9 protein-coding genes are annotated in these 11,970 nt (G+C 41.5%); 6 read left to right on the top strand and 3 right to left on the bottom strand.

The window, feature by feature from the left end; all coding sequences use genetic code 11:
• Window positions 1-71 precede the first annotated feature (71 nt).
• The 4 genes from ACS8FB_RS02140 (at window position 72) to yfaE (ending at window position 3,402) form a co-directional block, all read left to right on the top strand.
• A complete protein-coding gene (locus ACS8FB_RS02140; protein ID WP_439260783.1) occupies window positions 72-1,184 on the top strand; it encodes a protein kinase family protein in 1,113 nt (370 codons plus the stop codon).
• A gap of 114 nt (window positions 1,185-1,298) precedes the next feature.
• Window positions 1,299-1,670, top strand: coding sequence for a hypothetical protein (locus ACS8FB_RS02135; protein WP_439260782.1), 372 nt, complete (start codon window positions 1,299-1,301; stop codon window positions 1,668-1,670).
• Between the two features lie 235 nt (window positions 1,671-1,905).
• Window positions 1,906-3,039 (top strand): class Ia ribonucleoside-diphosphate reductase subunit beta, encoded by a 1,134-nt coding sequence (nrdB, locus tag ACS8FB_RS02130; RefSeq protein WP_439260781.1) that lies wholly within the window; start codon window positions 1,906-1,908, stop codon window positions 3,037-3,039.
• Window positions 3,040-3,135: 96 nt separating this feature from the next.
• Window positions 3,136-3,402, top strand: a complete 267-nt coding sequence (yfaE, locus tag ACS8FB_RS02125; RefSeq protein WP_299187604.1) for a class I ribonucleotide reductase maintenance protein YfaE — start codon at window positions 3,136-3,138, stop codon at window positions 3,400-3,402.
• A gap of 96 nt (window positions 3,403-3,498) precedes the next feature.
• On the opposite strand, the gene ACS8FB_RS02120 is transcribed toward yfaE, so the two are convergent.
• Complete coding sequence (locus tag ACS8FB_RS02120; protein WP_439260780.1) at window positions 3,499-4,851, bottom strand: S1C family serine protease; 1,353 nt, start codon at window positions 4,849-4,851, stop codon at window positions 3,499-3,501.
• A gap of 312 nt (window positions 4,852-5,163) precedes the next feature.
• Between ACS8FB_RS02120 and ACS8FB_RS02115 the strand changes: the two genes are divergently transcribed.
• Together ACS8FB_RS02115 and ACS8FB_RS02110 are read left to right on the top strand one after the other, a co-directional pair.
• Window positions 5,164-5,991 (top strand): Nif3-like dinuclear metal center hexameric protein, encoded by an 828-nt coding sequence (locus tag ACS8FB_RS02115; RefSeq protein WP_439260779.1) that lies wholly within the window; start codon window positions 5,164-5,166, stop codon window positions 5,989-5,991.
• An 868-nt stretch (window positions 5,992-6,859) separates the two neighbouring features.
• Window positions 6,860-8,068: a transglycosylase SLT domain-containing protein gene (locus ACS8FB_RS02110; protein ID WP_439260778.1), complete on the top strand. Its 1,209-nt coding sequence runs from the start codon at window positions 6,860-6,862 to the stop codon at window positions 8,066-8,068.
• Window positions 8,069-8,162: 94 nt separating this feature from the next.
• Here the strand turns inward: ACS8FB_RS02110 and ACS8FB_RS02105 are convergent, their stop codons facing one another.
• Both ACS8FB_RS02105 and ACS8FB_RS02100 read right to left on the bottom strand, forming a co-directional pair.
• Window positions 8,163-11,153, bottom strand: a complete 2,991-nt coding sequence (locus ACS8FB_RS02105) for a lytic transglycosylase (protein WP_439260777.1) — start codon at window positions 11,151-11,153, stop codon at window positions 8,163-8,165.
• Between the two features lie 114 nt (window positions 11,154-11,267).
• A complete protein-coding gene (locus tag ACS8FB_RS02100; protein WP_439260776.1) occupies window positions 11,268-11,762 on the bottom strand; it encodes a hypothetical protein in 495 nt (164 codons plus the stop codon).
• Between the last annotated feature and the right edge of the window lie 208 nt (window positions 11,763-11,970).

Below are 11,970 nucleotides of genomic sequence, written 5' to 3'. Positions count from 1 at the left end.
GCTCGCTGTTTTCTAGTTCAAGTCACTATTTACTATAAAGTCACTGGAATGACTTTTCAGAGAGTAACTACATGCAAGGTAAATTAATCGAATTTATTCGTCAGAAAGATTACAAGTTTATAGAAGAAATTGGACAAGGTGGTACTGGACGTACGGTTCTACTCGAAGACGAAATCATTAATGAACTATTTGTTTGTAAGAAGTATTCACCTTTTTATGAAGAGCATAAACAAATATTTTTTGGTAATTTTAAAGATGAAATTAAACTTTTGCATCTACTAAATCATAAAAATATCGTTCGTGTATTCAACTACTATTTGTATCCAGAGCATCATACAGGTTACATCTTAATGGAACATATTAAGGGTCAAAACATTAATGAATACTTAATTGAGAATCCTGATAAACTTAATGAAATATTTAAACAAGTTGTAGGTGGATTTGTTCATTTAGAACAAGCAGGTATTTTACATAGAGATATTAGACCTGACAATATACTAATCTCTAACAAAGGTATTGTAAAAATCATTGATTTTGGTTTTAGTAAAAAAGTAAATATTGATTCAGATTTTGACAAAAGTATTGAACTTAACTGGAGATACTCTCTTCCATTAGATTTCTCTGAAAAGAGATATGATTTTAAGACGGAAATATATTTTGTCGGGAAGCTATTTGAAGAAATTATTCATACTAACCAATTAAGTACCTTCAAATATTCAAACATTTTAAACCAAATGACTCAGACAGACTATTCTTATAGAACAGACACTTTCTTCGATATAGAAAGAGAGATAATAGATGCAACCATCTTACAAGAACCTATAAGTGATTATGAAAAAGATATTTATAAAACATTTGCAAATGGTTTAGAAGAATCTTTAGTCAGCATTAATGACACTGCTATATATGCAACTGATATATCAGAAATAGTAAGGAATATTGGAACTTTATACAAAAATTCTATTTTAGAAGATTATATACAAAATAATTCAAGCTTAATAAAGTGCTTTATAAGAGGAAGTTTCTCATACAATGGAGGGGAAAACTTAGAAGTAGATGCTATTTTCAAATTTCATAAGTTTTTGAGCAACTCATCTAAAGAAAAACAAAAAATAATTATGAATCATGTTTGGCATAGATTAGATAGGATTAGAAGAGTTATTGATGTTGATATACCGTTTTAATGGTAATAAGGAAAAGTTGTAAGGTGCGCTGAGCGCACCATTAAACATCATTTTTATCTTATTGGTGCGCAAGATTAAAACACAGACAGAACTAAAACGACGGAGGTCATAAACGTGCAATATACCGCAATCATCAAAGACGGTGGTTTGTTTATCCCAAACGTATTTTCAGACCTAAACGATGGTGGCTCGCATATCGTACAAGTCGAGGTTGATATTGCAGAGGTGCGTCAGCAGTTAAGTGTAGATGAAGCACCAAAGCCAGCCGTCACCAAAAAAAGCGTGGCAAAAGCAGCCAAAAAATCAACATCAAGACCCGCTAAAAAAGACGTAAAAACAGCAGCGGAAGAGTCTGATGTGAGTACCTTACGTAAAAGCGCACTCGATGAATTGGAAGCGCTCGATGATAGTGAGCTGAGCGAAATATTCAAAGCCTATATGAACGATGGACAAGAGTCATCGCAGATATCACTAGAGAATTTATGATGTATAGTTAGTGCAATATAACAAAGATACAGCGAGACTGGGGTAAATTTTTTGCAGCCTCTGTCGGCGCAGGCACAGCAAGCCAGAAAAATTTATACCATTTTCGCGTCATTAAATAACGTAACCATTTTGTTTAGTATCGACTGTATTTTTGCTCATACTTTTAAATCTATATTTTTAAAAATAGACTTTCAAACTTTTGATTAACAACCGTAAAACTTATAAAGGCAGTCCCATGACTTACTCGATTTTTTCTCAAACGCCAAACAATGCCCTAAAAGAACCGATGTTTTTTGGTCAGCCGGTCAATATTGCCCGCTACGACCAACAAAAACACCCTATCTTTGAGCAATTGATTGAAAAGCAGCTGTCGTTTTTTTGGCGCCCAGAAGAAGTCGATGTCTCACGTGACCGTATCGATTTTGGTAACTTGTCCTCACATGAGCAGCATATTTTTATTAGCAATCTCAAGTATCAGACCCTACTCGACTCTATTCAGGGCCGTAGCCCAAACGTGGTGCTATTACCACTGGTCTCGATTCCTGAGCTTGAGACCTGGATTGAGACATGGTCGTTTAGCGAGACCATTCACTCGCGCAGCTATACCCATATCATTCGTAATATCGTCAACGACCCGGGTATTGTGTTCGATGATATTATGCAAAATGAGCACATCTTGGAGCGTGCGTCCGACATTGCCAAATACTACGACGACTTGTATCGTAACTCGCAGTTATACAGCTTATACGGGCCGGGTACGCATAATATCAATGGCGAGCAAATCACTGTCGATTTAAAGTCTCTCAAAAAACAGATGTATCTGTGCATCATGGCAGTCAATGTCTTAGAAGCCATTCGCTTTTATGTGTCGTTTGCCTGCTCGTTTGCTTTTGCTGAGCGCAAATTGATGGAAGGCAATGCCAAAATTATTAAGCTTATCGCTCGTGATGAGGCGCTACATTTAACTGGCACGCAGCACATGCTTAACTTAATGCGTAACGGCAAAGACGATCCTGAGATGGTCGAGATTGCAAGCGAGTGCTATGATGAGAGTGTTGAGATATTCCGTAAGGCGGCCGAGCAAGAAAAAGAATGGGCCAGCTATCTGTTTAAAGATGGCTCGATGATCGGTCTAAATAAAGACATCCTTTGTCAATATATTGAATACATTACGAACTTGCGTATGGAAGCGGTCGGCTTGCCATCAGCGTTCCCAAATTCGAAATCAAATCCGATTCCATGGATCAATACATGGTTGTCGTCTGATAACGTACAAGTTGCCCCGCAAGAGACAGAGATCAGCTCATACTTGGTCGGGCAGATTGATTCGGATCTATCAGAAAGCGATTTTGATGATTTTGAGCTCTAATACAGTTTTGAGCTTTAAGACCGTTTTGAGTCTTAAAGATAGAATATGCTTTGCGTAGATGGATACAACGATAACAAAGTACTACTGGGATAGACTATGACTTGGGTAATGACCAGTAAAAAACAGTTTTATTTGCATGATGATGAAAGCCTGCTCGATGGGCTGCTGCGTACAGGGCACGAGGTCAATTATCAGTGCCGTGAAGGTTATTGTGGTAGCTGCCGAGTCAAGCGCATAGCCAGCTCACATGTGGTTGATTATCCGTTTGCACCGCTTGCTATGATCGAAGAAGATGAAATCCTGCCTTGCTGTTGCCGTGTGCAAGGAGTCATTTACATCAATCATGAGCCTATCGTGAAATAACCACTCATTTATGAAAATAAAAATACCCAATAAAAAGCGCGCTACCTTAGATAAGATAGCGCGCTTTTTATTGGGTAATTACCATGCCCGTCTTGCTTATTGCGACGCGGTGTCTTGTTCAAACAGTTTTAGCAGCTCTTCACGCATACGGTTGCGCTCTTCTTCTGACATCATCGGCGCATCTGGATCATCATAGTATTGCTCTTCACCTTGAGCCCCTGTACCGCCTTGACCGTTTAATCTGTCATCGTGCAAGATTCTAGGTGTCTGAACTTCTACGACTTCTTGCACAGGACGCTCTTCAAGCATAATCTTAACTTGTTTGTTTTGACCGTTGCGCAATACTTGAGCGTTTAGCTCAGTCGTTGGCGCCTTACGCGCCACATACTGAATCAAAGTATTGGCATCTGTCATCTCGATACCATCGATGGTCAAGATAACATCACCGACTCTTAGGCCACTTTTGGCAGCGGGACCTTGAGCGACGACATTTAAGACTTCTACTCCTGTCGAGGTTTCAAGGCGCGTTGGATCACGTAGTTGTGATTGAATCTCGATACCTAACCAGCCGCGACTGACTTTACCGTCTTTAATAAGCGCATTCATGACTTGCTCAACGATGGCAGTTGGAATAGCAAAGCCAATCCCCATCGAGCCGCCAGAGCGCGAAAAAATCACTGTATTAATACCGACCAGCTCTCCGCGAGCATCGACAAGTGCCCCGCCCGAATTACCCGGATTGATAGCAGCATCAGTCTGGATAAAGTCTTCAAACTTATTGACCCCAAGACCCGTACGACCAGTTGCCGAAATAATCCCTTGAGTGACCGTTTGACCGACACCAAACGGATTACCAATTGCTAATGCTAAATCACCAACGCGGCTAGGCTCTTCACGAAAGCCAAGCGGCGTAAGCCCTGTCATATCGACCTTGATCACAGCCAAATCACTATCGGGATCCGTGCCGATGACCTTGGCTCGATTTTTACGCCCGTCGTTGAAAGCCACCGTAATCTCATCTGCTTTTTCGATCACATGAGCATTGGTAACGATATAGCCATCCTCCGACACGATGACACCAGAGCCAAGGTTGGTTGGCCCCTGCCCTTGACCTTGTGGCCCACCATGGAACTCAAAAAAGCGACGTAACACAGGATCATCCATGTAAGGATGTTCGGCCATGGTCTGAGTGGTATAGATATTGACCACCGACTGCGAGGCACGAGCGACCGCATTATGATACGAGTCAATAGGTTCAGGTTTATCAGATGCAGGTGCTATAGCTTCTTGCTCAGCCGCGGTCGTTCTTGGTGGCTCCCACGCTGTCTTCGATGGTGTCTTCATACTCATAAACAACCAGACAAACGCTGCAATTATTACCAGCAATAAAACCCAAGGTAACCACTTCCACAGTGTTGCCTTGTTGTTGGTGTTTGGAGATGACGACATATATAAACCTCTATAAATTTAATCAAACAGACGTTATTGAATACAATGGGATGACGACTATTTTTTGCTTGCTATTAAGTACCACACAACCCGTTAAAACCTATTCATCCAGTAGGCTCACGTATGTAAATTATAACTGCCCATACATCAAAATAGTAACGTATCGTGTACCATTTCAGTTATGGGGTTTATCTACTCATTTGCAACATCATGCTAAAATGATTACTACAAATTTATGAACGGTGATTGTTAAATTGGCTCAAACAAGGTCAGCTAGAACAATAGTTTCAACTTAAATCATAAGGACACCCAATGTCAGCAAAAGACCCATCATACGACTCATCAAATGTAGCGATTACTGCCCAAGCGTTAACGCAGTTTTGCGATGACTATTTATCTGCAAATGCCTTTAAAGACTATGCTCCAAACGGATTGCAAGTAGATGGCGGGCAGCCTATCAGACGTATTGTGACCGGTGTTACTGCTTGTGAGGCCTTGATCGATGCTGCTATCGAGGCGAAAGCCGACGCGATTATGGTACACCATGGTTACTTTTGGAAAGGTGAACCTGAGCCTATTACTGGTATGAAGGGTCGGCGTATTCGCAAATTGATGCAGCATGGTATCTCGATGATTGGCTATCACCTACCGCTTGATGCACACCCTATCATCGGTAACAATGCAAAGCTCGCTGAGACGCTAGGACTGACGATCACTGAAGCACTCTACCCTCATGAGACCCATCCTGTGGGCAATATCGCTATTTGTACGCCGCAAAGTGCCGAAACCCTAATTCAGACGATTACTCAAGCACTCGGCCGCGTGCCTCTACATATTTCAAGCGATTGTCGTTTCACAAACGAAGATGAAACAAACAATACAAAAATGATCGAACGTATCGGCTTATGTACAGGCGGTGCGCAAGATATGATTGAGCAGGCAGCTATAATGGAATGCGATGCCTATCTGTCTGGCGAGATATCTGAACGTACTACACATAGCGCACGAGAGCTTGGGATTGATTACTTTGCTTGTGGCCACCATGCGACAGAACGAGGTGGTATTCAGGCGCTTGGGGAGATGGTTGCTCAGCACTTTGGACTACCAGTGACATTTATCGATATCGATAACCCTGCTTAACGCTACGCCGTAGAACTTTCTCAAAAATAGGGCCTTTTCGAAAAATATTGACATAGTACCGCCTGACTGGCGATAAAATAGACTTTATTCGTTTATATGAATATAATAGCTGTTTTTGACCGTCTATTACTCAATTGTTAAGTTTTATCACTCTTTAATTAACTTTACTTGAATAATGGCCTTATAAGCCCTATAAAGTCAACTAGAAAGAGAATGTTTTGTCATGAAACTTCCCATTTACTATGGCCTCCGGTTATAACGCCTAGCTATTTAATAATGATGCGTACATTTACTATAAATTACGTTTGATACTTTTTAGCGAGACGTTGCAACGATTGTATAATTCGATCTTATGAGGTGCGATGTCATTTACATTATAAGTGATTGATGTCTCAAAGCTCGTATAATTCGTTATCAATACTGCTGGACAATATAATATTGCAAGTAAAATCAAACGGTTAGATATTACCGTATTGTTTGATTTTACCGTATGTTTATTATTTTTGTCTCAATAACTTATTCATGACCTTACCTATAGTTAATATAATAATTTAAGTGTATTTTCAGCCATTATCGATAAAGGTGACATAACTGTCATTATTCTTTATCTGTGTAGCTTTATTTGAGCGATGTTATTTTTGACATGCTTAGAACGGTAGCACACGGTTTATTATGCTGTTTTATAAACTTATTATTATATTAATCAAGGTGTTGTAATGCTCATAACACTAAGATCTCTATTAGCGATTTAGATTAATGAGCTGTGTAACATCTAAGCTGCCTTCAAAATGTTTATTTATCATTTACGTACACATTGAGATGATGGCAGCTCCCTGGTAAGCAGGATGGCTAATATTAGGAGACATCCATGCAGCGTATTACTTATCGTGTAAAAGTATCTGCGCAAGGTGCCAAACGTCGTATTTCTTATTTACTGCGTCCATCCAAGCGCTCACTTAGCACCAAAAGTAACCTCGTTTCATCCGTTACCCCTACCAAATTGAACCGTTTTGCCAAAACAAAAAAGATGGCACAAGTATCTAGTATTGCCCTTCTCTCCTTACCTGCTGAGAGCCTGATTACGATGGATTCAACAGTACCAGCCTATGCTAAGGTGATGCTTGAGGAGACTCTTACCATCGCAGCTGTCCCAGGAGACAGCACTTATTTTGCGACCGATGGCTTTCAGCACGGCTTTGGCTTTGATTTGATACGTAGTTATGCTGATGAGCTAGGCGTTGAGATTGATTTAAAGGCTTATGCTAGCGAAGAGGCGGCATTGAGAGCAATAAAATCAGGTGACGCTGATATGGCATTGACGACAGCGAGTACGCAGCTAAAGAGTCAGCTGAATTTGTCTTCAGTTAATGTTAGTTGCGGCTATGATGCTAGCCTAACAAAAAATGGCTTACATCCTAAAGTCAGCTGGACATTTAACCAAGCCGATGATCCGTTATCACAAAAAGCCAGTTACTTCTTATGTGATAGTATCAAGCTTGAAAACACGCAAAAGCTTGCCGCGTTTTATAATCAAAACTTACTAAAAGATGCCTACAGTCAAGATCATTTTAAAAAAACGTTGACTGAAAAGTTGCCTGATTACCAATCTTCTTTTGAAGAACAAGCCCGCAATTATAATCATGATTGGGAGCTGCTAGTGGCGATGGGTTATCAAGAGTCGCATTTAGATGCCAATGCCGTATCGCCGACAGGCGTACGTGGTTTGATGATGCTCACTAACAACACTGCAAAAGCAATGGGGGTCTCAGATCGTGTTGACCCTTATCAAAGCATCGGCGGCGGCGCTCGTTATTTAGAACAGATGAAAGCTGACTTCGCTGATGTGCCAAAGACTGATCGAATCTGGTTTGCACTTGCGGCTTATAACATGGGCCCTAATGCAGTCAAACGTATACAGCGCAAATTGAATGCTGCCGGTATCGATGATAAAAGCTGGGCGAACGTCTATACATATTTATCAGAAAATAGAGCTTCCAATAGCCGTTATGGGCAGGCGATGCATTATGTAAGTAATATCAGAAGCTATCTTGAAACGATTAAAACTCGTATGGTCTAGGCATGTGAGTTTATAGAAAAAACACAAAAAAGCTGCTCTTATGCAAGAGCAGCTTTTTTATTGTTGAATCATATTAATCATAATCAATGATGAGTTAGCGATTAGGTACTGTCAGACGTTGACCACGTTGTAGCATAGTGTTTGCCGCGATATTGTTCATATCAGCAAGTTCTTGAGTTGAGACCCCATATTTACGAGCCAGTCCGATAAGACTATCTCCAGAGCCAACCGTGTAGCGCACTGTTGCCTTAGGGACTTTGATGATTTGGCCGCGCTGTAGCTGGGCATTGGTCGCCATATTATTCGTCGCTGCCAAATCTTCTACTGCAATACCAAAACGACGTGACAAAGCGATTAAACCATCGCCTGACTGTACTCTATAACGTTCAGTGTTACCAAGTACTTTGCCATTACCACTTCTACTGCTGGCTGCCGTACTTTGGCTGCTAGCATTTGTATTATTACTAGTTACGCGAGCACTGCCCCTTGCTGGAATAGTAATAGTACGACCACGTAATAAGTTTGACGTCGTACTTAAGCCATTTGCTGCCGCCAAATCACTGATACCGATATTATAGCGACTGGCTACCCCTGTCAAACTATCGCCGGACTGTACTTTATAGCTTATAGGTTGATTGTTTAATTGGCGATTTACTTCTGCTTTTGATACAGGCACTCTAATGGTTTGTCCGCGTTGCAAGCGCGCGTTAGCATTAAAATTACTATTCACTGCTGCGACTTCTTTTGCACTGACCCCGATACTATTTGCGATACCAATTAACGTCTCTCCTGATTTTACTGTATAACGGCTGCTAGAGACTGAGCTGTTAGCACTGCTGGTATTTGTACTACTAGAATTGCTATTGGTAGAAAGATCGACGCTATCAGGTATTTTGAGCGTTTGACCCACGTATAAAGAGTCTGTTGCTCGAATACCATTAAGACTGGCTAGAGTATTGGCTGACATGTCAAACTGGCGTGCTAATGCAATGAGGCCATCACCAGGTTTTACTTTGTAGTTTTGAGTCGCGTTGCTAGATTTGCGAGCTTTAGTAGATGGTGCAGCAGGCGTTGTCGCTGGGGCCTTGACTTTACCAGGTATTAGCCACAGTTTCTGACCTCTTAGCAAATCAGAACGGCTGCTTAAATTGTTATAACTTGCCAGCTGTGTCACTGATAGACCAAAGCGATTTGCCGTATCGATAAGCGTGTCGCCCGACTGTACAACGTAACTGTCTGGCTGATCTTTGGTTTGTGTATTTGCACTACTCAATGGCTCAATAGTCTTGGCATCGTACAAATATAGAGTACTACCAGACAACAACTTTGCCTCGGCATCTATTTGATTCCACTCAGTAATATCACGCCAGCTGACGCCTGCACGACTGGCGATATTTGATAAGGTATCGCCGCGTTTTACCGTATAAGTTGTACGTTTGCCCTGAGGTTTTGGCTTACTGACTGGCGTTTTTGCAAAGCTCAACTTTTTATCTTCACCACTGGCCTCCAAAATAGACTGCTGTGTCTGTACCGCGGATAGATTGATGTTGCCATCAGCGTTAATGACCTCGGTTTCTGGTGTTTTGACTCGTATCTGATTGGCGATAAAGTCGCGCTCTTCTTTACTAAGTGGAGGCTCTTGGACAATGGTATTGTTTTGTGTAATCTGTGCAGAGGTCGTCGGTAAGCTATTACTGCGTTGCAGTTCAGCATTAATCTTACTGGTCTCTTTACTTGTGATAGGTGGCTCAGTGCTAACAGTCGAGTTACTATTATATCCAGAGCCGCTAGACGATGCCGGAGAGATATAACTGGTCGTTTGCTGCGGCACGCTTGCACTGGCAGCGTAATCTGCCAAGCCGCCACCAGTAGAAGGTAATGACGAGCTGGTATATGGTCGACTATTATAGCTTGGCGTAGCAGTACTACTTGGGCTACTGGTGTTACTTGAGGCAATAACGTTACTCGTACCATTGCCTCTTAACGATATAAGCTTGGCATCAAGATTGGTATTAATATCATTAGGGATGATGATACGCTGCGGGCCTGAGGCATCAACACGTCCTGATGTTAGAGCTGTATTCAGCCTTTCTAATTCATCGTAACTAACGCCAGTTACTTGCGACACTTCAGCCAAACTGACACCATAGTTGACTGGTACACTACGAAAATGCTGTCGGTTGGCAATAGCTGGCAGGTAAACACCGTACTGCTCAGGCTTAGCGACGATTTCTGCTACCGCCAAAAAGCGTGGTACATAATTCATTGTTTCAGTAGGCAGTCTAAGCGACCAGTAGTCAGTGGGCAATCCACGAGCCGCATTGGCATCAATGGCTTTTTGTACACGACCAGGACCTGCGTTATAAGCTGCTAGTGCCAGCTCCCAGCTACCAAACTGATTGTATAACGCTGTCAAAAAGTCATAGGCTGCACGTGTTGATTCGATCACATCACGGCGACCATCATAGGTGCTGCTTTGATTCAAACCATAAATTCGTCCCGTACTTGGAATAAACTGCCACAAACCTGCTGCCGCTGCACTACTGGTGCCGCTTGGATCATAAGAGCTCTCAATTACTGGTAATAAGGCAAGCTCAGTTGGAATATTGCGACGCTCAGCTTCACGTACTGTATGGTAAATATAGCGACTGGCACGCGCAGTCAACCTGTTTAAGTAATCTTGTCTGCTAGTAAACCAGCTTTTTTGCCCTTCAATACGTTGATTGTAGATAGGCTGACCGCCATTCATACGATAACCAGCTCTTAGACGATTCCACAAATCACCATATTGCTGAATAGCCAGTTTATTGTCTTCAACCATGGTCATATCAGTCGCTTCTAATAAGTCTGCCAACTCATCTAAGCTTTCTGCATCCAAAAATGCAGTTGAGTAGTCATCACTCGTACTTGGGCGAGCAGCTCCAGACTGTTTGACTGGGCGCTTATTCACAACAGACGAGCTATTGGTAGCACTGGTATTTTTTACCGTTGACGTATTGCTACAGGCGCTGATAAGTAGGGTTGACACTGCAAGGGTCAATGGTAAAGCTATAAATGATTGGGGTTTTGATGACACAGTAGACATGATGATAGAAGGTTCCTAGCGACAAGAAGTAATGAAGATAATCGACAGTATAATATACAATGTAAGAAACAGACCATCATTCTATAGAAGATGATCTGCAAAATTTAAATTAAATTAATCAATCGCTACTTGGGAAACTGCACGTAGCAGCACAGCGTTGCCAGTCGACAAAGTAAGTGTGACTCTTGATGTAGTCACAAATGAGACCTTTTTGCCGTCTTTAACCCAGCTCTCAACGGTTCTAACGTTTGCCTTTGCTTGTGAGCCAGTCGTAACGATATTGTTGATGCTAATATCATAACGATAATTTGACGTTTGGCTCCAGCTGTCTTGTAATAATTTTAAATACGCATTTTTATCGAGACTGGTAGACTTCCCCTTTCTAGATAAGGAGATCAGTGCATCATCAGATACCAAACGGGCAACTTGGTTGATGTCATTATTATTAGCTGCTGCTTTCATCGCAGTAGCATAGTTTTGTACCAAGCTCTCATTCATGGTCGCAGCTTGAGCAGTAATAGCAGCAGTACCGGCCATTACCGTCAACGTAGCAACGCTCGCGCTTTTTATAAACAGAGCCAATAGCCCTTTATTCCACAGTTGTTTCATTATAATCCTTAAGGTGTTTCTTATTATCTAATTGTGTTGAGTAATTGACACTCTATTAATGGTATTTTTAGCCTATCACTAAATACTCACACCTATGTAACGCCATGTGTAATTATTGCATGTATACCTACCTAGTATCCTACTATTACATCCTAAACGCTTTACCCTTATAGGCTCATGTATAAGTCTTTATGAAGTTTTTATACAT

This window comes from Psychrobacter sp. 1U1 (assembly GCF_051847535.1).
GTDB lineage: Bacteria > Pseudomonadota > Gammaproteobacteria > Pseudomonadales > Moraxellaceae > Psychrobacter > Psychrobacter saeujeotis.
This window is presented reverse-complemented; position numbering and strand designations above follow the sequence as displayed.